Genomic DNA, 22,989 nt, shown 5'->3' on the forward strand with positions numbered 1-22,989 from the left:
AGTTGCAGGCTGTGTTATAGTAGCCTGAACAGTATGCTACCAGGGTATAGCGGGCATGCTGCATACCTTTGATTTATCCCAAGACGCTTATTTTTAGACCCCTATCGCATAGTTTTATCTTAACAAAGTATAAAACAGCACCTTACAGTCTCCCTCAGCTTATTTTTTTTCAGGCGCTGTTACAAAAATTGTTTTATTTCTGGAATTAAGTCTTATTTTGCATTGTCTTAGAGCAATGAAAGCAAATCAACAGGAAGCAAAATGAAGAAATTATTACAGAAAGTAGTGAAGCCTTTGGTAACCCCATTCAAGGCAAAGTACGAGGTTGTGTGCACGACTTACCAGGTGATCCCTGGCCTGCCCGTTAACAAGAACGAGTCAAGACATCAGTTTGAGCGCGGTGCAGTGGTAGAGGCCCGTGAATTTTACACGAAGGTGGTGAGCTCGGATATGACCCGCACCATGGCACCTGTTGAAGTGCAGCTGCGCAAAATTTACCTCGGCGGCAAAACAATTGAGCAGGCTGAATTTGGCCCAGTTGCGCAACTCCGCCAGGCGCTAAATGGCAAAAAGAAATAAACGCTGTTAGCGTTCCCTTCTCAAAGCCCCGTTGCAGGTATGCAGCGGGGCTTTTTGTTGACAGCCCAGTCTCGTCCGGCTAAATCACCTAACATCTGCGTGGAGCTTGCGTAATACTGCAAACCAACTATATAGAAAAACCATCTCTCCAAACCAAGCCCTGCCAAACGCACCCCGAAAAACTATGAAAAACGCTGCAGTCATTGCGCTGAGAACTGTGGCTACCATACTCATCATAGCGACCTTTGTGCCGCTACTGCCTTTTAAGGACTGGTATATCCGCATCTTTGACTATCCCAGAGCCCAGATATTTGTTATGGCCGCCCTGACGCTGCTCTTTTTCCTGGGCATGCGCCTGTGGCGCCTTGGCTTAGACAGAATCTTACTGATGGGGCTGGTCGTCTCTCTTGCGTACGAGGCCGTGAATATTTATCCCTATACCTTCCTCTCCCCTGTAGAGGTGAAGCAGGCGCCTGCCGATGCCCCCGCGGGCGGACAGCTCAGCATTATGGTTTCCAATGTGTATCAGAACAACGTGGAGCATCAGTTGCTTATCAACCTGATACAGGAACGCAACCCCGATCTGCTGCTCACGCTGGAAACGGATAGCATTTGGCAGGAAGCCCTGCGCCCTGCCACCGACGCCTTCCCGGAGCGTGTCACCATCCCCCTGTCGAACACCTACGGCATGCACCTGTACAGCAAGCTGCCCCTGCGCCAGACACGCATCCAACATTTGCTCGACAAAGAAATTCCTTCCATTAAAACCTATGTGCAACTGCGAAACGGCGTATGGGTGGAACTGCACGCCGTTCATCCCAAGCCGCCCGTTCCCACAGAAGATGATGACTCCAAAAAGCGTGATGCGGAGATCGTGCTGGTTGGTAAAGAAGTGAAGCGCTCAGACTACCCCGTGATTGTGGCTGGGGATTTCAACGATGTGGCCTGGTCGAAGACCACCCTCTTGTTCCAGGAAGTGAGCGGCCTGCCGGACCCGCGTATAGGCCGTGGTTTTTACAACACATTCAACGCCAACTATAAGTTACTGCGATGGCCCCTGGATCATGTCTTTCACTCGGACCACTTCAAGCTGGTGAAACTGGAACGTCTGCCGGACATCAACTCCGATCACTTCCCGATGATGGCCACCTTAAGCTTTGCGCCTGCGAACAAGTATGAGCAAAAAGAGCCGCAGCCCGATGAGGACACGGCAGAGGAGGCCGCCGAAACCATAGAAGAGGGCAAAGAAGAAGCGCAGGAAGAAGATGATTAAGGTATAGCCTCGGGCCAGACGCCTTCGGGGGTAATGGCATAATCGAGTGGCACGTCGTACACGTTGGGGTCGGCAATGCGCTCCACAGGCGGCTCCAACGACAGCCCTACCTTCACTACATCAGGCCGGCAGTCAGCCAGAAAACGGTCGTAGAAACCCTTGCCATACCCTACCCGATGGCCCTGCCTGTCAAAAGCCAGCAAAGGAATCAGCACAAGATCCACCTTGTTGGCATGCACGATCTGCGCGTCTTTCGGCTCCGGTATACCCCAGGCATTCTCCACCAGCACCGACTCTTCTGTTAAGTGATGATGGGTGAGCACATTTTGGGCGGCATCGGTCACAGGCACCACTACCTGCACGGCGGGGTATTCCAGCCGCAGCCGCTCAATGATGGCCCAGGTGTTCACCTCGTTGTTTTTGATGATGGGCAGAAACACGTGCACCGTCTGCCCTGCCTGAAGCGGGAAGTGCTGGAAAAACAAATCGGCGATGCGCTCGCTCCGCACGGCCACCTCGTCGACGGACAGGGCCCGGCGACGTTGCAGCATGGTCTTTCGCAGCTCAGCCTTTTGCATTATTCCTCCTCCAGTATCGTGAATTTAAACTCCAGTGGGTCAAAGGCCTCTACCAGCGCAGGTATAAAGTTCGGGTGATTGGTCTGGTACGAGAGCAGGTTATCCTGGCGCTCCTGCAGGCTGCCGTTCGGGAAGAGTCTGTCCTTCAGGTTCTCGAGTTGCTTAAAGGTCTGCTCGTGCTTGCTGTCGCGGGCTTTGGAGAGTTTCTTCTCAAGCATCTGCAGAGTGTTATGGGCTTTCTGCTGCTCGGCCGCTACGGCTTTCACCAGGGTTGGATCTATACCTGCCGCCAATTCCTCTACCTGCTTAAAAGCCTGTGCCACGGCCTCCCGCTGCGCAGCTAAGTCAATATCCGCTTCGTGCAGCTGCGACGAGAGCTTCTTTTTGAGTTCCTGGTAATCCTGAAACAGATCGAGCGGCTGCAGGCCCAGTTTGTGCAGACGGGTGGCATTCGGCTTGCTGATGTACAGCGCGGAGTTGCGCAGCATGATGATCGGGAAAGTTACCTGATGGGCCTTAAACACCTGACAAAGCTGGAACCAGTAGGCTACTTCGGCACCACCGCCAATGTAGGCCAGGTTCGGCAGCACCATTTCTTCATACAGCGGGCGCAAAATCACGTTCGGGCTAAAGCGCTCCGGGTGCTGCTGCGCCTCCTGCAGGATTTCCTGCTGCGTGAAGCTGAGGTCGGTGTTAAGGACCTTATACCGGTCGCCTTCCTGCACGATGCGCTCACGCATACCTTCTTGCAGGTAAAACAGGTTGATCTCGCGTGAAAACACCTGCGGCCTATACCCAAGTTGTTCCAGTTGCGCATTGGTTTCCTCTACCAGTTTGTTAGACAGTTGCTCCGTCAGCTCTTTCTCCACAACAGGTATAAGTGCCTTCTTGAGTTCTGGGTGGTCACCGTCGATGCTCACCAGGCCATACTCCCCAAACAGGGCATGTGTGATGGCGCGGGTCGCGTCGGCCAGTGTTTTGCTGTTGCGGTAGGCTTCTTCAAAAACCGGGAAAGCTTCGGGCAGTTCTTCCAGCACTTTGTCAAGTCCGGATGTAGAGAAGCGCCCCACGGCACCTTTCTGCTCCGACTCCCAGGTATAGCGCTTGCCGAACAGGTTGAAGTGGTTGATCTCCGCAAAGTCGTGGTCTTCGGTGGCCATCCAGTACACGGGCACAAAATTGTAATCCGGATACTGCTCCTTCAGGTGACGACAGGTATTGATGGCCGTTACGATCTTGTACACAAAGTAAAGCGGACCCGTGAAAATATTGAGCTGGTGGCCGGTGGTAACGGTATAGGTGTTGGGCTGCTGCAACAGCTCTAGGTTTTGCTGCACAGCGGGGTGGATATCCGCCACCGAGCTATATTGCTCCTGCAAAGCCTGAAACAAGGTATGGCGCTGGGCCTCCGTGAATTGCTTCTCCTTGATCTGTTCGCCGAAAGCCTCCAGCGTTGGGAAGCGGTGATAGAACCCCTGCAGCTTTTCGCTTTGGGACAGGTAATCGGCTATTGTCTGGGAGAAGGCGCCTGTGGCGGCATACGTGACCTTCGTTATTTTCATATCGGTTACTTCCATCTGCTCTGTTTTGTGGCGTTGCGCTTGTGCGTATCACAAGGCGCCTTTGCCTGGGTTGCGCCACAAAGTTCGTTTTTTTATTCCTGATATACAGCTGATACGACAGAAAACAGGTATAGGCGGACGGAATCGGAAATTTGTGCGTATACCTACTTGGCCAAAACCGGCGTTTACGCTCTCAGGCTATACTATGCCCCCGCTCGCATCCCGCGGGTGTGAGCCATCCGGCGGACTCTGGTAGCAGGCAATTGTTAAAACTATCGCTTCCACAATTCTTTGCGCCTCTGCCATAATTGGCGAGACGCCACTCAGCACTCTACTCGCGGGACGCGAGCGAAGTCGAGAGCATTAAAACTAAAGAAGCAAAGTCCGTATACTTAGCAAAGACAAAACCATATGGGATTACTAAACGGATTGATGGGCCATGCCTCTGCGGTGCCTGTCGAAAAACTCACCAAAGAGTTTCAGCCGATCCTACTCGACGACGAGCAGATTGAAAAGGCGTTCAAACTCATCCGCGACATGCTCGTGTTCACGAACAAGCGGCTGATCGTGGTGAACAAACAGGGTCTGACGGGCTCCAAGATCGAATACCAGAGTGTACCGTACGCCAGCATCAAGATGTTCTCGAAAGAGAGTGCCGGTATGATGGACTTTGACGCCGAGCTGAAGATTTGGCTGACAGGTGAGGCCACACCCACTATCAAACAGGAATTCCGCAAAGGGGATAATGTGAATGAGGCCTACAAGGTACTTAGCAAGTATGTGTTGAAATAGCTTACAGCGAGTTAAGCCAGCCTTCTGCGTTTTCAGTCGTTTCGAACCCTTTGGCAATGCCGTCGCGCACAAGACTTATGGCCCTGTCGGTGGAGAGCCGGCTGAAGTAGTCTTGCGAGTAAACGGCAGCGTGGTATTGCAGGCCCGCCTGCTCTGCCCGCGGATGCCAGTCATAAGCGACCCAATCAGTCAGCTCTACCCATAGGCCCTGCACGTCGAAGTGGTTGTCGAGCAGCTTATGGCAGTGCTCTTTCTGCAGAAAAAACAGGATCCGTTCGTAGCCTTGTTTAATGACATCGCTGGTGAAGGTGCCGTGCCAGGTAGCGGCGATGTAATCTTCCACAGCATTGTATTCCAGTGTGAGCGAATCTGTCGTAAGTAATTTAATGTGCCGCATTTGGGAGAGATAGGCTTTCGCATACGAATGCCCGGGTTTTGTACTATACTTCGGTTTGAATCACTATGATACGCAATTCCGGATTAGAATCAAAAAAGGAAACCTCTTGTTTGCCGAAGCGCCCAAAAAGTTTCCTTTGCTATTGGATTATGCTGGAGTTAAACTTTTAACCCTTAGCTCTCAACTCTTCATTAAAGAACTACCTCCCCGTACAGGTCGAAGTCCGATGCGTCGGTGATCTTCACGTTGGCGAAGTCTCCCAAGCGCACGTACTGGTTGTCGGCTGGCACGAGCACCTCGTTGTCCACCTCCGGCGAGTCGTACTGGGTACGGCCCACGAAGTAGCCGCTCTCTTTGCGGTCAAACAGCACTTTGTAGGTCTTGCCTATTTTCTCCTCGTTCAGCTCTACCGATATACCTTGCTGCAATTCCATGATGGCGTCGGCACGTTCCTGCTTCACCTCGTCCGGCACATTGTCCTCTAAGGTATGGGAGTGCGTGCTTTCCTCGTGCGAGTACGTAAAAATGCCCAGGCGTTCGAAGCGGGTTTCTTCTACCCAATCGTACAGCTCCTGGAAATCCTGGTCGGTCTCGCCCGGATGGCCGGCAATCAGGGTGGTGCGCAGCGCAATGTCTGGCACGCGCTGACGGATCTGGTCCACCAGCTCGATGGTGCGGCGCTTGCTGATGCCACGGCGCATGGATTTGAGCATGTTGTCCGATACGTGCTGCAGCGGCATATCCAAGTACTTGCAGATGTTCTCGCGCTCGTTCATCACGTCGAACACCTCCATCGGAAACTGCGACGGGTAGGCGTACTGCATCCGGATCCAGTCTATACCTTCCACATCCGACAGGTTGCGGAGCAAATCAGCCAGCTTGCGCTCGCCGTAGTGCTGCAAACCGTAGTAAGTCAGGTCCTGGGCAATCAGGATGAGTTCTTTGGTGCCCATGCTGGCCAGTCGCTTGGCTTCTTTCACCAGGTCCTCTATCGGACGGTCCACGTGCTTGCCACGCATCAGCGGTATAGCACAGAAAGAGCAGGGGCGGTTGCAGCCCTCAGCTATTTTGAAATAAGCGAAGTGCGAAGGCGTGGTGATGAGTCGCTCCCCGATAAGTTCGTGCTTGTAGTCGGCCTCCAGCTTTTTGAGGAGTTGTGGCATTTCGAGCGTGCCGAAGTAGGCGTCTACCTGCGGAATCTCTGCTTCCAGGGAATCTTTGTAGCGCTGTGATAAACAGCCGGTTACATATAGTTTGTCAATCTGTCCCGCCTCTTTGGCTTCAGCGTAGCGCAGAATGGTGTCAATAGACTCCTGCTTGGCATTGTCGATAAAGCCGCAGGTGTTCACGATGATGATGTTCGAATCATCGTTTGCAGACTCGTGCGCCACGTCAAACTCGTTGGCACGCAGCTGCCCCATCAGCACTTCCGAATCCACCAGGTTCTTAGAACAACCCAGCGTGATCACGTTTACCTTGTCTTTCTTTAAACTTCTTACTTTCACTTATCTATGTATTAGCGCGATAATTCCCGATCATTCAGAACCATTGCGGCCGCGCATTAGTTCGATCGGGCAAATGAACTGCAAAAGTACAACATGTTTGGTTAATAAAAGCACAGCCTCCGGTATGGCGGTGTGTTCTTTCCGTGCTATACCTGTTTAAGTGCTCCGCTCAGCCATCTCTGGCCATACCTTATACCTTACCCGGCTTCGCTTTTTCAGCTTTCGCCGTTTGGGTGAACCATTTCCGGGCAGCTGCTTCGTCTTTCACCACCTCGACTGCAATTGGCAGCTGGTGGCTGACTATTAACAACTTAATCACCTGGTATAGGTTTGAGTCCCAGAGGTAATCGGGGGACTCCAGCATGGCGATGCGCCGCAGAGGAGTGTTGGGAATGTTGTGGATGAAGTGGGTGATGATGTCTTCGGTGAGCACGCCTCCCGACGGACTGCCGGATGCCACGATCAGGTTGGCAACCTGCTTCTCGTGTATGATGCCGAACAGTGTAACGATGGATTTGAAAAATTGAGCAGACTCCACGCTTAGCTCATCCGACCACTTTACGCTTAGGATGTTGGGTGCCGCTTCGTACACCAACTTCATCATACTATCTTCGCTTTCAACCATAGTGCCCCTTCATTTAAGAGTAAATCTTTGTAGGTAAGGTTGTTTTTAGCTGTAGTAGAAGTAGCGTTGCAAATCGTTTGATCTCTTCGACCAAAACGACTGCTTTCTGAAGGATAATCCTTTTACAAATATATTGCAAAACGGCCGATAACCGTCATGTAGAGCTAATAAGAAGCCCTGTAATTGACCACAAACTCCACCGTTGTCACTTCCCCCTCCTTCACCTCCACCGGAAAGATGTTCATATCCCCGTCGAAAAGGCTGGCGAACAGGCCGTCTTCCTCTTTTGTGAAAAGGCTATACCTGCCGGGCTCCAGACTAACCGCAAAGTTGCCGTTGGCGTCTGTTTTTACCTGTGTGATGAGTTTGGTTTGGATGGCGGTGTGGAAAACACCGTCCTGGGATGTGGTTTGCGAACTGTTGGTCAGCTCGTAGATGTATACCGTGCGCTCCACGCCGCGTGGTTGGCTGGGCGGGGCATCCGGGGATGGCATTTGGTTGCCGGCTTCCCAGAGAATCTGCCCCCGTATACCTTGTTTGATCTGCATCTGCTGGCCTGCTTGCGCTTTCAGTTCCTGCTGCGTTTCCTGTGCTTCGCTTTCCTGCCCGGACGTACCTTGGGTCCCGTTACAAACGGTCAGTAACAGCGACAGCCCTATCAGCAGCAATTTTCCCATACAGGCAACAGCAACAATCTATTTGCGGGAGAAGAACGACTCCACGAACTGGTTCTTGTCGAACAACTGCAGGTCTTCGATCTTCTCTCCCACCCCGATGTATTTCACCGGAATCTTGAACTCGTCCGATATACCGATCACCACACCGCCTTTGGCTGTGCCATCGAGCTTGGTGATGGCCAGCGCCGTCACGTCGGTAGCTTTGGTGAACTCACGCGCCTGAAGCAGGGCGTTCTGGCCTGTGCTGCCGTCGAGCACCAGCAACACCTCGTGCGGGGTGTCTACTGTGATCTTCTGCATCACGCGCTTGATCTTCGAGAGCTCGTTCATCAGGCCCACTTTGTTGTGCAGTCGGCCGGCCGTGTCGATGATCACGACATCAGCTCCTATCTCCACCCCTTTCTTTACGGCATCATAGGCTACAGAGGCCGGATCAGTGTTCATGCCATGCGATATCACCGGTACGCCCACGCGCTCACCCCAGATGATGAGCTGGTCCACGGCAGCGGCACGGAAGGTATCGGCAGCACCCAGCACGACTTTCTTGCCGGCCTTGTGGAATTGCGAGGCCAGTTTACCGATGGTCGTGGTCTTCCCCACACCGTTCACACCTACCACCATAATCACGTAAGGCTTAATGCCTGCCGGCAGGTCGAAGTTGGCGCCGTCGCCGGCACGGTTCTCTTCGAGCATGGCAGCAATCTCCTCCCGCAGGATTCTATCGAGTTCGCCTGTGCTCACGTACTTGTCGCGGGCCACGCGCTTCTCAATGCGGTCGATGATCTTCACCGTCGTCTCTACCCCAACATCCGCATGCACCAGAATCTCCTCCAGTTCGTCGAGCACCTCCACGTCTACCGTGGATTTGCCAACGACTGCTTTGCTCAATTGCCCGAAAAAGCTGGTTTTGGTTTTCTCGAGGCCTTTATCGAGCGATTCTTTCTTCTGCTCTTTGCTGAAAAAGTCAAAAATTCCCATCTGCGTGTTTTGTAGGGTGAAGACTATCTCGGTGTGATACGGTAATATACTAAAAAAGTCCCGGTAAAGGGACTTCTTCATGTATTCTATCTATGTATAAGTAGAGTAGGCTTAATTACTTCTTAATGAACTCCTGCACTTTGTCAACAGGCACCATCTCTTCTTTAAAGCTGTAAGCACCAGTTTTTGGAGACTTAACGGCTTTGATCACTTTCGCCCAATCTTTACCTGTAGCGGTTTTTAGGGTTGCAACTACCTTCTTAGCCATGGTTATTTAATTTCTTTATGTACAGTTACTTTTTTCAACACAGGGTTATACTTCTTAAGCTCTAAGCGCTCAGCCGTATTCTTTCTGTTTTTGGTAGTGATGTACCTTGAAGTTCCAGGCATGCCAGTCGCTTTATGCTCTGTGCACTCCATAATTACCTGGATTCTATTACCTTTTGCTTTTTTAGCCATCTCAACAGTAAATTTTTATTTAGGACTGCAAATATACAAGCTTAAATCTCTAATTACAAACAAAGTATCAATTTTTCTAAAGAAGCTTTTTCAAGCCCCCTACAGCTGCATTTTATACCTGTCTACGCGTCGTATTCTTTCAGAAATCTGTGGGAGAAAAGTACATACAGCAGCATTCCTACCACAGGAATCAACATTACAATTGCCAGAAAGAGCGTTCTGTTCCACTCGCTCCGAAAGTCTTTTCGGTAGATGTCCCACACGATGTACAGCTGCATAACGAGCAAGGCACCAATAACCCAGTAAAGCGCTGATTCTTGAAAGTTTGCATCCATAGTGTTTACCTGATCAGGAACGCAATATATAAAAAGAACAGCAGCTGTTATTTTTCTAAAACGGGCAGCTTAAAGTCGTCCAGCGCACTCGGCTGGGCCATGGTCTTCTCTATTTCGGCTACCGTGCGGGGCGCCAGTTTGGACAGGTTCTCCCAGCCCTTTTCGGTGATCAGGATATCGTCTTCGATGCGCACACCTATGCCCCACCACTTTTTATCACAAGGGCTGCCCTCAGGTATGTAAATGCCCGGCTCCACGGTGATGACCGTGTTGGCCTGAAAGGGTCCGAAGCTGCCACGGTCGTGCACATCGAGGCCCAGATAATGCGAAGTGCCGTGCGGAAAATAGCGCTGCACTTCTTCTCTTTTCTTGATAACACCCAACTTTACCAGCCCCTCGGCAATTACGGCTTCGGCCGCCTGATGCGGCGCGTTAAAAGCATTGCCCACTTTGCATTGCTGGAAACCCGCCTCCTGTGCCTTCAGCACCAGTTCATAGATAGCCCGCTGCTCTTTCGTGAACCTGCCGTTGGCCGGTATGGTACGCGTTACGTCGGCGGTATAGCCCAGGTACTCCGCCCCTACATCCATCAGCACCAGTTCCTGGCCAGGTATGGCCGGCTTGGCGCTGGCGATATAGTGGAGCACACAGCCATTGTTGCCGGCCCCCACGATGCTGGGGTAGCCCACGTGCTGCGCGCCGTATTTCTTGAACACAAACTCGTGTATGCCCTGCACCTCCATTTCGGACATGCCCGGCTTCATGGCTTTCATCACCTCGATCTGCCCAATGCCCGACATACCTGCCGCTTTGCGAAGCAGGTTGATCTCCGCCTCGGTTTTTACTTCCCGCATACCGTCCAACATTTGGTCGAGCGTGAAAGCATCGAGTTTTTGGTTAGGTATAGCAGCCACGGCTTTGGTGCGGGCGCGCGTGTCTTTAGCCTGCAAATAGCCCTGAAGTGCTTTATCGTTTTTCAACGCTGGCTCCCGCTGCATAGCCTCCTGAATGTAAACGGAGACACCTTCTGCCTGCCCCAGTCCGTGCTCCCGCACAATGCCATAGAGCATGCTGCGGGTCGCGCTGAAATTGGCCGGGTATTTTACCTTGGTTTTGAACTGGCTAAGCAAACTGTACAAATCAGCTTCATCAGCAGCATCGTCGCGCACATCGTGCGGCAGGCTTTTGATCAGGATCTGTTGCAGACTGGCAGTATCAAGCTTGAAGGAGGCAAAGTCGGTGTTCGCGAGCGTGGTGATGCCTAGTTCTTTTTCCGCTCCCTTTACCCCTAACCTGCTACCATTCCAGAGTTCCTGCATTTCGTCGTTGGGTTGCACGAACAGCACCTCCTGTACTTGCTTGCCGCCCACGTTTTGTGGACTCTGGAAAAGCAGCAGCACCGCGTTCGGCTCGGTATACCCGGTCAGGTAATAGAAATCGGGATCAGGATGATAGTAGTAGTCCACATCATTGGCGCGGTTGCGCACGGGACTGGCAAAAAGAACGGCAACGGAGCGAGGGGGCAGCTGTTGCCGCAGTACCTCTCTCCGTTGCCGGTGAAACTCTTTATCTAAAGTATCAGATGGCTTTCCCGAGCCTGCATGCGGTTGCGCTACTGCCGTAAAAGACAGCCAGCATAACAGTGCACACAGCCGGAAGGCTGCCATTAGTACATAATGAAGCCTTGCTCTACTGCTTTCTTCAGAACGGCAGAAATACCGTTTTTGTTGATTGTTCTCAATGCTGAAGTAGAAACTTTAAGGGTTACCCAAGCATCTTCCTCAGGGATGTAGAAACGCTTCTTCTGAAGGTTCGGATAGAACTTACGCTTTGTCTTATTGTTAGCGTGAGAAACGTTATTTCCTACTTGTACTCTCTTTCCGGTTAAATCGCAAACTCGTGCCATCTTGTATTTTCTTCTAAATTATTTCAATAGGGGTGCAAATATCTATAAAAAGATACACAATGTCAAAGGCATGTCAGATAATTTTAACTAAACATGCTCTAAAACAGCCACAAAGGCCTTTTAATTGTGTCGTCTATACCTTGCCGGGGCCTTTCTCTTCGGCTTCTTTTCTCTTTTTGGTGAAGCCATAGGGGCAGTTGCGACAGGCGTTTTTGCAGCAATAGCCACGCTTGAGCAGGTACTTGGCCGTCAGCACCATCAGTCCCCGCTCAAAGTAAAAATCCTCTCCTTCTTTCAGATCGCTCACGGCTATACTTCTTTTTAAAGGGCAAATATCGTCAAATTCAGGACGTTCACCAAATATTTGCCCTCTCCTCTCTCCCTTCCACACCATATTCGTTAAACAATATATTGTTCCTTGCCGCGCATTCGACACCTAAATCATATAGCCTATGTCACGTTTTAACAATTTGAGTGAGGTTGTGTCCGTCATGCGCGCCCGCGGCTTCGTGAACACCTTCAGCATACAGCACCAGCAGGTATACTGCTCGGAACTGAGCAAGGCCATCTCTCCTACCCAGCTTACGTTGCTCGAGCGGCATGTCGTGCCTTTGCCCTCCGCGCAGAGTGGCCAGGAGGAGGTATACGGCTTCCGGACCGATGACAACCAGCTCGGCATCATGACCAACATTTACGCTGAGTATGACCCGGAGGGCTTTTATGCCGTGTTCAGGCAGTGCCTGAAGGGACAGGCAGTGGGCGCTTGGTCCTGATTTCCGGGTAAAGGTATAATTCAGGCTGTTTTCACTATATTTACAACAATTCATCAGAATCCCTGTAAATATAGGTTCGGAGTTGCAGCCTGTGGCGCAGCTCTGCCCCTAAGTTTCAGACAACCGCTTTTTAACACATAAACTATGAGCACGCTATCCATTACTTCCAGCCAGCAGGCAATCGAAACCGAAGAAAAATACGGCGCCCACAACTACCACCCGCTGCCGGTGGTGCTGAACAAAGGCGAGGGCGTATACCTGTGGGATGTGGAAGGCAAACGCTATTACGATTTCCTGTCGGCCTACAGTGCCGTGAACCAGGGCCATTGCCACCCGCACATCATCAACGCCCTGATCGAGCAGGCAAAGCAACTTACGCTCACTTCCCGCGCTTTTTACAACGACAAACTGGGTATAGCCGAGAAGTACATCTGCGAGCTGTTTGGCTACGATAAGGCGCTTTACATGAACTCGGGCGCCGAGGCCGTGGAGACTGCCATCAAACTGGCCCGCAAGTGGGGTTACCTCAAAAAGGGCATTGCCCCGCACAACGCCGAGATCATTGTGGTAGAGCGCAACTTCCACGGACGCACCACAGGTATCATCTCTTTCTCTACCGACCCGGACTCCACCAAAGGCTTCGGGCCGTATATGCCGGGCTTCAAAGTGATTCCTTATGATGACCTGGAGGCACTGGAAACAGCCCTGAAAGAAAACCCGAATGTGTGCGGTTTCCTGGTGGAGCCTATACAAGGAGAGGCTGGTGTGGTAGTACCGCATGACGGTTACCTGTCCAAGGCGCACGCGCTTTGCAAGGAGTACAATGTGCTGCTGATGGCCGACGAGATCCAGACAGGTATAGCCCGCACCGGCAAGCTGCTGGCTACTTACTACGACGACGTAAAAGCCGACATCCTGATCCTGGGCAAGGCCCTGTCGGGTGGCGTGCTGCCCGTGTCCTGCGTGCTGGCCGATGATGACATCATGCTCTGCATCCAGCCGGGCGAACACGGTTCTACCTTCGGTGGCAACCCGTTGGCTGCCACGGTAGCCATTGCCGCTTTGGAGGTAATCAAAGATGAAAACCTGGTGGAGAATGCCTACAGGCTGGGAGAGGTTTTCCGCGACCGCATGAACCAAATCAAAGCTAAGCGCCCGGAAGTGGTCACACTGGTAAGAGGGCGGGGCTTGCTTAATGCCATCGTGATCAAACCGGCCGCTGATGGCCGCACTGCCTGGGATGTGTGCGTGGAGCTGAAGGAGAACGGCCTGCTGGCAAAGCCAACCCACGGCGACATCATTCGTTTCGCTCCGCCTTTGGTAATGACCGAGGAGCAGCTGCACGAGTGCTGTGATATCATTGAAAGAGTGATCATGAACTTCTAAGGTATACCTGAAACACAGGAAAGGCGAAGCTGTAGTGGCTTCGCCTTTTTTTATACCTATCAGGTAAAAAAATCTGCCTGAAATTCGCTAGCTTTAGAGAGCAACAGTTTTGAAAACATGGCCCAATCTGAACAAACCAAACCAGTAGTAATCTTTTCCGGCGACTTCCACCGCGCGGCCGTTATCAAAAACATGCTCGAGAACCACAGCATTTACGTGTTCATGCAAAACGAGCACATGGGCAGCATTGCACCGTGGCAGGTGAGCTCAGGCGGATTTAATCCGGTGAAGCTGATCATCTCCGGACAGGACGAAGAAGAAGCCCAAAGGCTGCTGGAGGGGTTTAACGACGATGCTTTTGACAACGAAGCCAACCTGTAAGGAAACCTCCGCAAAACAGGTATAGCATCAAATCAATCCAGGTATAGCCCCCTGCCAATTTCTGAAGTATCACTTCGCTTTGGTCCGCATAAGCCGTACCTTTGCGACATACTTATGTTGAAGCATTTTAGAGCAAGGGCTATACTATGATCACGAAAAGACCAAGACGAAACCGCTATAACGAAGTCATCCGCAGCATGGTGCAGGAAACTGCCTTAGAGCTGAACGACTTCATTTTCCCGCTTTTTATCATCGAGGGCCAGAGCCAAAAGGTGGAAGTAGCCTCCATGCCCGGCATTAACCGCTACTCCGTGGACACCCTGCTTGACGAGGTGGCCTCCTGCGTGGACCTGGGCATCAAAGCCTTCGCCCCTTTCCCGAGCATCCCCGAAAACCTGAAAGACAAGTACGCCAGGGAGAGCGCCAACCCGGACGGTCTGTTTCCGAGAGCCATCCGCGAGATCAAGAAAAACTTCCCGGACGTGGTGCTGATGACCGACGTGGCGATGGACCCTTACAGCTCCGACGGGCACGACGGCATTGTGATAAACGGTGAGATCGTGAACGACGAGACGCTGGAGGTACTGGGCCAAATGGCGCTCACGCAGGCACAGGCCGGCGCCGACATTGTGGGCCCTTCGGATATGATGGACGGTCGTGTAGGGCACATCCGCCGCGTGCTCGACGAGAACGGCTTTCACAAGGTGGGCATCATGAGCTATACCGCCAAGTATGCGAGTGCCTTCTACGGTCCATTCCGCGACGCCCTGGACTCCGCCCCGAAAATGGGCGACAAAAAAACCTACCAGATGAACCCAGCCAACAGCCGCGAAGCCCTGATCGAAGCTGCCCTGGATACTGAAGAAGGAGCCGATTACCTCATGGTAAAACCCGCCCTGGCCTACCTGGACATCATCAAGCTGCTGCGTGACAACTCGCACCTGCCGATAGCCGCCTACAACGTGAGCGGGGAGTACGCGATGGTGAAAGCCGCCGGCCTCAAAGGCTGGATTGATGGCGAAAAGGCCATGCTGGAAAGTTTGCTGAGCATCAAGCGTGCCGGCGCCGACATCATCCTCTCATATTTTGCCAAGGATTTCGCAAACTACCTCCGAAAATAATCAGACAAGTAACCTGAAATTGAGAGCGTCCTGTACTAAAAGTGCAGGGCGCTTTTTTCGTAAATGACCTGCATCCACATCAGGTATAGACTGCGTTCCAGGTCAATGTTTAGCCAATTATCGCATTCATTCTGAACCAGTTTGGGGTTCGGGCACTTTTAGTTATATTGGTGGTTCTAAACTTCTACCTAAACTACTTTATGAGAGGATTGAGCCTTTGGCTGATGGCTGCGGCACTCGCGACGACTTCTGTTAGCTTCGCGCAGCAGAATGCCTCGTTGCCCGTGCGCGCAAATGTGAAGGAACTGGGCCGCATTGCGGCAGCCGAGGACAAAAACTACCGGGCAAAACGTGCGGAGGCCATCGCGCTTGCCAAACAAAATGGCTGGGAAATCGAAAAGACCTACCAAGACGGCACGCATATTTCGCTGCAACGCCTCGATGCGCTGGGCATGCCGGTCTACTACATCACCTACAACAACGCGTCGGCCATTACCACCGGCACGGACCAGCTTTGGGCAGGCGGCAAACTGGGTCTCAACCTGAGCGGGGCAAGCGCCAGCGTAACCGACAAAATGGGCATCTGGGACGGCGGGCTGGTACGCGAATCGCATGTGGAGCTGCGTGGCCGGGTAGAGCAGAAGGACAAAGCCACCAAGCTGAATGACCATGCGACCCACGTGGCCGGCACGCTCATCGCCAGCGGACTGAGCGGGATGGCCAAAGGAATGGCCCATGGGGTGAAGAAGCTCCACGCCTACGACTTCAACAACAACGCTGCCGAGATGGCGGAAGCCGCGCAGGCCAATATGCTGGTTTCGAACCACTCGTACGGCACCATTGCCGGCTGGCGCTACAACAGCGAGCGCAAGGGCACCGACGAGGATCCGTACTGGGAATGGTGGGGCGCCACCCAGGTGAGCGAGACGGAAGACTACAAGTTCGGCTACTACGACGAAACCTCTGTCAGCTGGGACCGCATTGCCTACAATGCGCCTTACTTCCTGATCGTAAAATCAGGCGGCAACAACCGGAATGAAACAGGGCCTGAGGTGGGGAAGCCTTATATGCAGCGCAACTCCAACGGCAACTTCACGCTGGTGGCAAAGCGCCCCAATAACATCAGCAGCAACGACGGCTATGATGGCATCGCCACGTACGGCTCCGCCAAAAACATACTGACAGTGGGCGCCGTGAACAACATACCGGGTGGCTACAACCAACCGTCTGATGTTAAGGTTACAGGTTTTAGCAGCTTTGGCCCTACCGACGATGGCCGCATCAAGCCTGACCTGGTAGGTGGCGGAGAGAAAGTACTCTCTACGACCAGCGCCAGCGACAATTCTTACAAAGTGTTGAGCGGCACCTCCATGGCGGCCCCCAATATTTCGGGTTCCCTGTTGCTGCTACAGGAGCACTATGCCAATTTGCGCAACGGGCAGTTTATGCGTGCCGCTACGCTCAAGGGCCTGGCCATTCACACGGCTGACGAGGCGGGCAACGCCCCCGGCCCTGACTATGTGCATGGCTGGGGACTTTTGAACGCCAGTCGCGCCGCGACCATGATCAGCAACACCCAGGGCACACACCTGATGCAGGAGCGCAGTCTGGAGCAAGGCAAAACCTATACCTTTGAGGTGGTGGCATCCGGTGCGGGGCCGCTGGTGGCTACCATTTCCTGGACCGATCCGGAAGGAGCCGTCCTCGCGACGGCAAGTGCCCTGAACAACCGCAGCCCCCGCCTGGTCAATGACCTGGATGTGCGCATCACGAACCGCGGCAAAACGATTATGCCCTGGATACTGAACCCGAATGCACCCGACCAGCCTGCCACTCGCGGCGACAACGTGGTGGATAACGTAGAGCAGGTGCTTATTCCGAACCCTACACCTGGCGAGACCTACACCATTACCGTATCGCATAAACGTACGCTCCAGAAAGGGCCACAGGAGTATTCCCTGTTGGTGAGCGGTGCGGGCGGCACCGCCTACTGTGCGAGCGCGCCTACTTCCGAGGCTGGTTCACGCATCACCAAAATCACATTCGACGGCATCACGACACCTTTTGAGGGTTGTGCCACCTACCGCCTGCAAGACGAAATGCTGCTGACCTTTGAACCGGGCCAGACCAAAGTGGTATCGTTTGAGTTGGGCACTTGTGGCGCCAATGCCAGCAAGGCGGCGAAGGTATACGTGGACTGGAACGGCAACGGCAGTTTTGAAGACGAAGGCGAAGAGGCAGCTGCTTCGGCTGTCATAAACGGGGTTGGCCTGTTCGATGCCAGCATCTCCGCGCCTTCGTTTATACAGCCCGGCCACATCACCCGACTTCGTATTGTACTGGTCGAAACATCGGACCCGGCGCGTATAAGCCCCTGTGGCTCCTATACCCGCGGCGAAACGCAGGACTACATCGTTCAGGTAGCAAGACCCTCTTCGGACATCGTACTACAGCATGTAACGCCGGTTGGAGCTTCGCTTTGCGCGGGCATTACCCAGCAGTTCCTGGTGACGTTGCGTAACAACGGACTACGCGATCAAAAAGGTATACCTGTTACACTGGAGGTATACCGGAGTGGCGCCAAAGTAGCTACCCTGACAGCTGTTTATACCAAAACCTTAAAATCCTTTGAATCCGACGAGTTGCTGCTGACAGCTGACTTTCAGACGGAAGCGGGGGCCACTTACGAACTGATTGCTTCGGCAGGCACTGCCAATGATGCCGTACCAGAAAATAACACCTTGACCAAAACGTATGGTGTGGGAGGCAACACAACCGCACCGCAGGTGGTGGCTACCCGCTGCGGCGGTCAAGCTAGCTATACCCTGACCGGCACAGGCGACGGCACCGTTTTCTGGTTCAATACGGCAAGCGGCGGCACACCCATAGCAGCAGGCAATACAACCAGCATCGCAACGAGCAGTGTTAACGGCTCCATCTATGCCTCTCTCAACGATTTCTCAACCACTGTTGGGCCGGCGACCAAGAAATTTGCGACAGGAGGTGGATATAACCAATTCACACCGGATGTAATTGTAGAGACAAAGGCACCTATGCTGCTGGAAAGCGCTCGTCTGTATATTGGCAACTCAGGTAAGATCACTTTCACGGCCTACAACAGCAATGGGCTACCAGTATCGTCCCGAACACTTACCGTGGAGGCGACACGCTCCACTCCTGCCCCAGGCGTGCAGGAAGACGACCCGAACGACCGGGGTGCGGTGTATTACCTGGGTCTGGAGTTACCGGAGGCCGGCACTTACAACATTGCGATCAGTTATGACCATAAGGATGGCGCTACCATCTTCCGGAACAATGCCGGCGTTACAGGCTATCCTTTTGGCGTAAACAATGTATTCACGATTGCCGGCAACACGGCTAGCGGGTCTGGCGCAACTCCGCAAAGCTTCTACTATTACTTTTATGACCTGAAAGTACGGGCACTCGGCTGCGTTAGCCCAAGGGTGGCGGTGCCGGTGGAGAACGGCGTTCCGATCCCGACGCCGCTCATTACACGCCAGGGCCTGAGCCTGCAATCCAGTGTGGCGGATGGCAACCAGTGGTACCTGAACGACCAGCCTATACCTGGCGCAACCGGGCAAACCTACACCCCAACCGAAAGCGGCAACTATGGCGTACAGGCACAGTGGCAAGGTTGCGTTTCCACACGATCGCAGAGTTATACCTTCGCCTATCAGGCAAATGGACGCACGTTGAAGAAGGAACTGGTCGCTTCGCCCAACCCGAGCAACGGCATATTCAAGGTGCAGTTTGAGACGGAGCAGCGGGAAGACCTCCACCTGAATGTGACGGACATGCTGGGCAACCTGATCTATACCCGCCAAGTGACTGGTTTCAACGGTTTCTATGAGGCGGACATCGATCTTTCGGCCAGGAGCTCCGGCATATACCTGCTCCGCGTGAAGTTCGGCAACCAGGCCTATACCCAGAAGCTGGTGCTGCAGCGCTAAGGAGCTGCAAGCTGCAGGAAGAGCCCCGGCCATAATGTCGGGGCTTTTTTGTGGCGCAGTGTTTCTGTATCCGTCAGGTATAGCGAACAGGTATAAAGCAACAGTCACCTCCTATACCTGTCGCTGCTGTGTTTCCCTTATTTTGCCAAACCGCCCGTATTGCCTATCTTCAGCCAAACAAAACAGAGACTATGAAGAAATTACTACTCGCCATGAGCTTGGCTTTTGTGTTCGCCTCCTGCGCGCAGCAGCCACAGGCCAGCAACACTCCCCCACAAACAGAAGAACTGGAGGAGGTGCCTGAGCAGCAGCAGTTGGCCTCGCCGGTAACGGCTACCCAACAGGCGTTCTTCAATGAGTTGAGCAAGCTGTGCGGTAAGAGCTTCCGGGGCAAGGCGGTGTTTCCGGCTGATGGCAAGGACCCGTTTGCTGGCAAAGAGCTGACCATGCATGTGCGTGAATGCTCTGATGGAGTTATCCGAATCCCCTTCCATGTGGGCAAGGATAAATCCAGAACCTGGGTCATCACTCAAATGGAAGAAGGCCTGCAGCTGAAGCATGACCACCGCCACGAGGACGGCACCCCGGACGAAGTAACCATGTACGGCGGTATAGCCCTGGACACGGACGACGCCAGCACCATGCGCTTCCCGGCTGATGCCTTCACCGCCGAGCTTATACCTGCCGCTTCTACCAACGAGTGGAACATCGTACTGAGCCCGGATGGCAAAACATTTAGCTACATCCTCAAGCGCGATAACCAGCTCCGCTTCCACGCTGACTTCGACCTGACTCAACCGATCAACTAAGATATAGGAATGCCAGGTATAACATGCCAGGTATAACTGCCCGGTGTCCAGACCAATTAAATAGACCACAGGTATACCAGTAAGTAAGCTCACCGCCCTCGCTCGCGTCACGAGAGTGCGCGCTATTTGGCAGACTCTGGCCGCTTGCATGTGTGCCAGTCGGCACAAGTGGCGGGACGCCACTGGATACCTCACACTCGCGGGACGCGAGCGAGGGCAGCATTGTCAACTTCCTGGAAGGCAGTTTTTCGAAATACTACTCCTCATAATCACGAAGGCCCGGAGCTACAATAGCTCCGAGCCTTCTCTTTGCTGTTTGCAACCTTACGATTTGGAGAACTTCTTCTTCAGCACCTGGTAATCGATAAAATACAGCACCTTGACTGAGAGACTGTTGGTCTGAGGCCCCGTGATGGTGCGGGTGAAGTTGTCGTAGTATCGGGGTATGATCTCATTCTGGTCGTTGAGGATGGCGTTCTTCCAGACGATACTGATTTCGCTGCCCGGCGCAAACCACCATGAGTACACCATGTCGATGTTGAAAGTGTTGAAGTTGATGTTGTGGTTCGGTTGCTCCCCGTCTTCAAAATAGCCGCCATCCGGGTAGGTATCAGTCAGCAACTCCCCTTTATTGCCGAGCAGGAAAAAGCGGCTATACTCCGCCTTGGACCAATAGTGGCGCGCCCGCAGGGACAGCGACATCCGGTTGTTGAAAATGTAGGAACCGGTTAGCGCGTTGGTCACCGTGTTCACATCCCGCAAACCGAAAATCACCCGCTCTTCCATACCAACACGCTCCCCCTCCGCAACATGGTGGGCAAAGCCCATGTCGTCCTGGCGGATGTTGCGGCTGTAGCTGTAGCTAAAGGAAAGCTTGTCGTTGACGCGGTAGCGGGGCGCCACAAATACATCGAGGCTGCGGCGCTCGTGTTCATTGAAGGTACGGTAGTTAAGCTCTACATCCACGGCCAGTTTTTTGCGGTAATCCGAAGAGACCCAACCGCCGATGCTAGAGTTGGTCGGGTAAGCATAGTAGCGGCCTTCCACGCGCGGCTCAAAAAAGTCGTAGGTCACCACGGGCTCCAGGTTAAAGAAGGTGCCCATGCTCAGGAAGCTCTTGAACGTGCCACTCACCCGCCCATAGATGACGAAGTTCTGGAAAGCGTCGGGCTTGTAGCGACGGCTGTATGTGGCCCCCAGCTGGGTGTTCATGTTCAGCAGCTTCCAGAAAGGCTGGTAGAAGTTGTAGCGCAGGTTCAGGTCCTCGTCCACGGTGTTTCGGATGAAGTTGATGCCCATGTCGTTGGGATCGTACGTGTCGGACTTCATGGAGTGGGTGAAGCTGTACTGGAAGTTGCCGCTCACCTTGCCCGCCCCCAGGCTGTACATGTGCCCCAGCCGCGTGTCACTAGTATAGTATTTCTGGCTGAGCGCCGCCTTGCCGTCCAGAGCGTATTTGTTGCCCTTGGTGGCCAGCCGGAAGAGCAGGCCGGTCAGGTTGGCGTCGTAGGTGCTGCCCTGTCGCATCACGTTGGTGTTGACCAGCGTCACGTAGGAGTTGTTCTTGAGCGACTGGTCGAACACGGCGATGTTGTAGTTGGTGAGCGGCTGCGTCTCTTTCCGGAACCGGTTGCCCTCGCTGTCCTCCACAGTGGCGTACTGCCGCCCCACCACCGCGTTGAAGATGCCTATACCTAAACCCGACTGCGTGCGACCCGATATCTTGGTGCCGTTCAGCATCTTCGTCTCGCGCGGGTTCTCGATGACGGTAAAGCCTGCTTTCTCCTCCTCGCTTGCATTCAGGTAGTTGATCGGCCTGCCGCCGATGCGCCGCGAGTAGAGGAAGTCCCCTTTGTTGAAAAGCTCGGTACCCTCCATAAAGAAGGGCCTGTTCTCGTTGAACTGCACCTCGAAGGGCGACAGGTTGAGCACCTGGTTGTCGGACTGCACCTGGCTGAAGTCAGGTATCAGCGTCATATCGAGCGTGAAGGCGTCGTTGATGCCGTACTTGATGTCCATGCCGCCGCTGAAGTTGTAGTTGTCTTTGTAGGAGGTGGTGCCGTCGCCGTTCTGATGCGGGTACTTCTCGGCATACCCTGACACGTAAGGCGTCAGCGACAAACGCAGCGGCGCCTCCACGTTCTTTATACCTGTCAGCTTGCCCCACTGGTTCACGAAGCCATTGATGGCCGGGTCTACGTGGTTCCAGAAGTAGCCCTTGCGTGTCGACTGCCGGTTGCGCATGAAGTTGAGCCCCCACAGCTGCTCGGGGTTGTTGCTGAAGCGGAGCGCCGAGTAAGGTATGCGCATCTCGGCCACCCAGGTGTTGCCCTGTAGGGTGGCATTGCTTTCCCAGACGGCGTTCCAGCTGAAGTCCTCGCCGTTGGAGGAGTAGCGGGCGTCAAGCTGCACCCCGGCCGGGGTCGTGAAGAAAGCGAAACCGTTCAGCTGGTCGTTGTAGGTATCGAAGAAAACGCCGAAAAAGTCCGTGTTGCCCAGGTCATCGCGCTTGCCCATCTCCTTGAAGATGCTGTCCTGCGACACGTCGTGCATGATGGCCCCTACATAGATGGCATCATCGTCGTAAAGGATGCGCACCTGCGTGGGATGCACTTCTTTCGGGCCGGGGTTGGGCCGGTTCTGTATAAAGTCTGTCGCTATTTCGGCTTGCTGCCAAACCGCCTCGTCCAGCGCACCGTCAATTTTTACAGGCTCTGTAATGCGAAGCGCCTGCAGTTGTTTTGGAATAGCTATGGCCGGGGTTTTCTTTTCCTGCGCCCATACCTGCTGTTGCGCCAGCACCACAAGCACCGACACAACTATCCGCACAAAAACCGATTTAGGTAGACAATCCATCATATAATAAGAGAGCGATCAAGGTG

At 53.5% G+C, this 22,989-nt stretch carries 23 protein-coding genes; 9 read left to right on the forward strand and 14 right to left on the reverse strand.

Going from position 1 to position 22,989, the window contains the following annotated elements; all coding sequences use genetic code 11:
- Positions 1-261 precede the first annotated feature (261 nt).
- Together Q4E40_RS10355 and Q4E40_RS10360 are read left to right on the forward strand one after the other, a co-directional pair.
- Entirely contained in the window at positions 262-579 is a 318-nt protein-coding gene (locus Q4E40_RS10355) for a hypothetical protein (RefSeq protein WP_303411990.1), read from the forward strand.
- A 184-nt stretch (positions 580-763) separates the two neighbouring features.
- Positions 764-1,852 (forward strand): endonuclease/exonuclease/phosphatase family protein, encoded by a 1,089-nt coding sequence (locus Q4E40_RS10360; protein ID WP_303411991.1) that lies wholly within the window; start codon positions 764-766, stop codon positions 1,850-1,852.
- Here the strand turns inward: Q4E40_RS10360 and Q4E40_RS10365 are convergent.
- Together Q4E40_RS10365 and bshC are read right to left on the reverse strand one after the other, a co-directional pair.
- The gene (locus tag Q4E40_RS10365; RefSeq protein WP_303411993.1) at positions 1,849-2,430 is read right to left on the reverse strand and encodes a 5-formyltetrahydrofolate cyclo-ligase; all 582 of its coding nucleotides are present in this window, start codon (positions 2,428-2,430) and stop codon (positions 1,849-1,851) included. The genes Q4E40_RS10360 and Q4E40_RS10365 overlap by 4 nt on opposite strands.
- A complete protein-coding gene (bshC, locus tag Q4E40_RS10370; RefSeq protein ID WP_303411994.1) occupies positions 2,430-3,992 on the reverse strand; it encodes a bacillithiol biosynthesis cysteine-adding enzyme BshC in 1,563 nt (520 codons plus the stop codon). The genes Q4E40_RS10365 and bshC overlap by 1 nt, the downstream gene beginning before the upstream one ends.
- Positions 3,993-4,403: 411 nt before the next feature.
- Here bshC and Q4E40_RS10375 point away from each other — a divergent pair, with 411 nt between their 5' ends.
- The gene (locus tag Q4E40_RS10375) at positions 4,404-4,784 is read left to right on the forward strand and encodes a PH domain-containing protein (RefSeq protein ID WP_303411996.1); all 381 of its coding nucleotides are present in this window, start codon (positions 4,404-4,406) and stop codon (positions 4,782-4,784) included.
- 1 nt (position 4,785) lies between these two features.
- Here Q4E40_RS10375 and Q4E40_RS10380 read toward each other — a convergent pair whose 3' ends face one another.
- The 11 genes from Q4E40_RS10380 to Q4E40_RS10430 form a co-directional block, all read right to left on the reverse strand.
- Positions 4,786-5,181 (reverse strand): hypothetical protein, encoded by a 396-nt coding sequence (locus tag Q4E40_RS10380; protein ID WP_303411997.1) that lies wholly within the window; start codon positions 5,179-5,181, stop codon positions 4,786-4,788.
- A gap of 191 nt (positions 5,182-5,372) precedes the next feature.
- Positions 5,373-6,686 carry a 30S ribosomal protein S12 methylthiotransferase RimO gene (gene rimO / locus Q4E40_RS10385; RefSeq protein ID WP_303411999.1) on the reverse strand — a complete coding sequence of 438 codons (1,314 nt, stop codon included), beginning with the start codon at positions 6,684-6,686 and terminating at the stop codon, positions 5,373-5,375.
- A 190-nt stretch (positions 6,687-6,876) separates the two neighbouring features.
- Positions 6,877-7,311: a hypothetical protein gene (locus Q4E40_RS10390; protein ID WP_303412000.1), complete on the reverse strand. Its 435-nt coding sequence runs from the start codon at positions 7,309-7,311 to the stop codon at positions 6,877-6,879.
- A gap of 164 nt (positions 7,312-7,475) precedes the next feature.
- Positions 7,476-7,988 carry a carboxypeptidase regulatory-like domain-containing protein gene (locus tag Q4E40_RS10395; protein WP_303412001.1) on the reverse strand — a complete coding sequence of 171 codons (513 nt, stop codon included), beginning with the start codon at positions 7,986-7,988 and terminating at the stop codon, positions 7,476-7,478.
- Positions 7,989-8,006: 18 nt separating this feature from the next.
- Entirely contained in the window at positions 8,007-8,966 is a 960-nt protein-coding gene (gene ftsY / locus Q4E40_RS10400) for a signal recognition particle-docking protein FtsY (RefSeq protein ID WP_303412002.1), read from the reverse strand.
- Between the two features lie 115 nt (positions 8,967-9,081).
- Entirely contained in the window at positions 9,082-9,234 is a 153-nt protein-coding gene (locus Q4E40_RS10405) for a DUF4295 domain-containing protein (RefSeq protein WP_253401133.1), read from the reverse strand.
- A gap of 2 nt (positions 9,235-9,236) precedes the next feature.
- Entirely contained in the window at positions 9,237-9,425 is a 189-nt protein-coding gene (rpmG, locus tag Q4E40_RS10410; RefSeq protein WP_007652246.1) for a 50S ribosomal protein L33, read from the reverse strand.
- A gap of 122 nt (positions 9,426-9,547) precedes the next feature.
- Positions 9,548-9,760: a PLDc N-terminal domain-containing protein gene (locus Q4E40_RS10415; RefSeq protein WP_303412007.1), complete on the reverse strand. Its 213-nt coding sequence runs from the start codon at positions 9,758-9,760 to the stop codon at positions 9,548-9,550.
- Positions 9,761-9,807: 47 nt separating this feature from the next.
- Entirely contained in the window at positions 9,808-11,427 is a 1,620-nt protein-coding gene (locus Q4E40_RS10420; protein ID WP_303412008.1) for an aminopeptidase P family protein, read from the reverse strand.
- Complete coding sequence (gene rpmB, locus Q4E40_RS10425; RefSeq protein WP_007652245.1) at positions 11,427-11,666, reverse strand: 50S ribosomal protein L28; 240 nt, start codon at positions 11,664-11,666, stop codon at positions 11,427-11,429. Before rpmB ends, Q4E40_RS10420 begins: the two co-directional genes overlap by 1 nt.
- Before the next feature lie 133 nt (positions 11,667-11,799).
- The gene (locus Q4E40_RS10430) at positions 11,800-11,973 is read right to left on the reverse strand and encodes a C1orf53 family protein (RefSeq protein WP_368411168.1); all 174 of its coding nucleotides are present in this window, start codon (positions 11,971-11,973) and stop codon (positions 11,800-11,802) included.
- Between the two features lie 145 nt (positions 11,974-12,118).
- Here Q4E40_RS10430 and Q4E40_RS10435 point away from each other — a divergent pair, with 145 nt between their 5' ends.
- The 6 genes from Q4E40_RS10435 (at position 12,119) to Q4E40_RS10460 (ending at position 20,107) form a co-directional block, all read left to right on the forward strand.
- The gene (locus Q4E40_RS10435) at positions 12,119-12,439 is read left to right on the forward strand and encodes a hypothetical protein (RefSeq protein ID WP_303412010.1); all 321 of its coding nucleotides are present in this window, start codon (positions 12,119-12,121) and stop codon (positions 12,437-12,439) included.
- Between the two features lie 144 nt (positions 12,440-12,583).
- Positions 12,584-13,825 carry an ornithine--oxo-acid transaminase gene (gene rocD / locus Q4E40_RS10440; protein WP_303412011.1) on the forward strand — a complete coding sequence of 414 codons (1,242 nt, stop codon included), beginning with the start codon at positions 12,584-12,586 and terminating at the stop codon, positions 13,823-13,825.
- Between the two features lie 117 nt (positions 13,826-13,942).
- Positions 13,943-14,206, forward strand: coding sequence for a putative signal transducing protein (locus Q4E40_RS10445; RefSeq protein ID WP_303412013.1), 264 nt, complete (start codon positions 13,943-13,945; stop codon positions 14,204-14,206).
- Positions 14,207-14,352: 146 nt separating this feature from the next.
- Positions 14,353-15,327, forward strand: coding sequence for a porphobilinogen synthase (hemB, locus tag Q4E40_RS10450; protein WP_303412014.1), 975 nt, complete (start codon positions 14,353-14,355; stop codon positions 15,325-15,327).
- Between the two features lie 200 nt (positions 15,328-15,527).
- Positions 15,528-19,298: a S8 family serine peptidase gene (locus tag Q4E40_RS10455; RefSeq protein ID WP_303412015.1), complete on the forward strand. Its 3,771-nt coding sequence runs from the start codon at positions 15,528-15,530 to the stop codon at positions 19,296-19,298.
- Between the two features lie 191 nt (positions 19,299-19,489).
- On the forward strand, positions 19,490-20,107 hold the full coding sequence (locus Q4E40_RS10460; RefSeq protein ID WP_303412016.1) for a hypothetical protein: 618 nt from the start codon (positions 19,490-19,492) through the stop codon (positions 20,105-20,107).
- Between the two features lie 324 nt (positions 20,108-20,431).
- Here the strand turns inward: Q4E40_RS10460 and Q4E40_RS10465 are convergent, their stop codons facing one another.
- Positions 20,432-22,966: a DUF5916 domain-containing protein gene (locus Q4E40_RS10465; protein ID WP_303412017.1), complete on the reverse strand. Its 2,535-nt coding sequence runs from the start codon at positions 22,964-22,966 to the stop codon at positions 20,432-20,434.
- Between the last annotated feature and the right edge of the window lie 23 nt (positions 22,967-22,989).

The sequence above is a fragment of the Pontibacter coccineus genome (genome assembly GCF_030546575.1).
GTDB lineage: Bacteria > Bacteroidota > Bacteroidia > Cytophagales > Hymenobacteraceae > Pontibacter > Pontibacter coccineus.

Excerpts from the sequence above, each read along its gene's own strand:
- Q4E40_RS10355 (WP_303411990.1), top strand. The coding sequence starts at position 262 with ATGAAGAAATTATTACAGAAAGTAGTGAAGCCTTTGGTAACCCCATTC.
- Q4E40_RS10360 (WP_303411991.1), top strand. The coding sequence starts at position 764 with ATGAAAAACGCTGCAGTCATTGCGCTGAGAACTGTGGCTACCATACTC.
- Q4E40_RS10365 (WP_303411993.1), bottom strand. The coding sequence starts at position 2,430 with ATGCAAAAGGCTGAGCTGCGAAAGACCATGCTGCAACGTCGCCGGGCC.
- bshC (WP_303411994.1), bottom strand. The coding sequence starts at position 3,992 with ATGAAAATAACGAAGGTCACGTATGCCGCCACAGGCGCCTTCTCCCAG.
- Q4E40_RS10375 (WP_303411996.1), top strand. The coding sequence starts at position 4,404 with ATGGGATTACTAAACGGATTGATGGGCCATGCCTCTGCGGTGCCTGTC.
- Q4E40_RS10380 (WP_303411997.1), bottom strand. The coding sequence starts at position 5,181 with ATGCGGCACATTAAATTACTTACGACAGATTCGCTCACACTGGAATAC.
- Q4E40_RS10390 (WP_303412000.1), bottom strand. The coding sequence starts at position 7,311 with ATGGTTGAAAGCGAAGATAGTATGATGAAGTTGGTGTACGAAGCGGCA.
- Q4E40_RS10395 (WP_303412001.1), bottom strand. The coding sequence starts at position 7,988 with ATGGGAAAATTGCTGCTGATAGGGCTGTCGCTGTTACTGACCGTTTGT.
- ftsY (WP_303412002.1), bottom strand. The coding sequence starts at position 8,966 with ATGGGAATTTTTGACTTTTTCAGCAAAGAGCAGAAGAAAGAATCGCTC.
- Q4E40_RS10405 (WP_253401133.1), bottom strand. The coding sequence starts at position 9,234 with ATGGCTAAGAAGGTAGTTGCAACCCTAAAAACCGCTACAGGTAAAGAT.
- rpmG (WP_007652246.1), bottom strand. The coding sequence starts at position 9,425 with ATGGCTAAAAAAGCAAAAGGTAATAGAATCCAGGTAATTATGGAGTGC.
- Q4E40_RS10415 (WP_303412007.1), bottom strand. The coding sequence starts at position 9,760 with ATGGATGCAAACTTTCAAGAATCAGCGCTTTACTGGGTTATTGGTGCC.
- Q4E40_RS10420 (WP_303412008.1), bottom strand. The coding sequence starts at position 11,427 with ATGGCAGCCTTCCGGCTGTGTGCACTGTTATGCTGGCTGTCTTTTACG.
- rpmB (WP_007652245.1), bottom strand. The coding sequence starts at position 11,666 with ATGGCACGAGTTTGCGATTTAACCGGAAAGAGAGTACAAGTAGGAAAT.
- Q4E40_RS10435 (WP_303412010.1), top strand. The coding sequence starts at position 12,119 with ATGTCACGTTTTAACAATTTGAGTGAGGTTGTGTCCGTCATGCGCGCC.
- rocD (WP_303412011.1), top strand. The coding sequence starts at position 12,584 with ATGAGCACGCTATCCATTACTTCCAGCCAGCAGGCAATCGAAACCGAA.
- Q4E40_RS10445 (WP_303412013.1), top strand. The coding sequence starts at position 13,943 with ATGGCCCAATCTGAACAAACCAAACCAGTAGTAATCTTTTCCGGCGAC.
- hemB (WP_303412014.1), top strand. The coding sequence starts at position 14,353 with ATGATCACGAAAAGACCAAGACGAAACCGCTATAACGAAGTCATCCGC.
- Q4E40_RS10455 (WP_303412015.1), top strand. The coding sequence starts at position 15,528 with ATGAGAGGATTGAGCCTTTGGCTGATGGCTGCGGCACTCGCGACGACT.
- Q4E40_RS10460 (WP_303412016.1), top strand. The coding sequence starts at position 19,490 with ATGAAGAAATTACTACTCGCCATGAGCTTGGCTTTTGTGTTCGCCTCC.
- Q4E40_RS10465 (WP_303412017.1), bottom strand. The coding sequence starts at position 22,966 with ATGATGGATTGTCTACCTAAATCGGTTTTTGTGCGGATAGTTGTGTCG.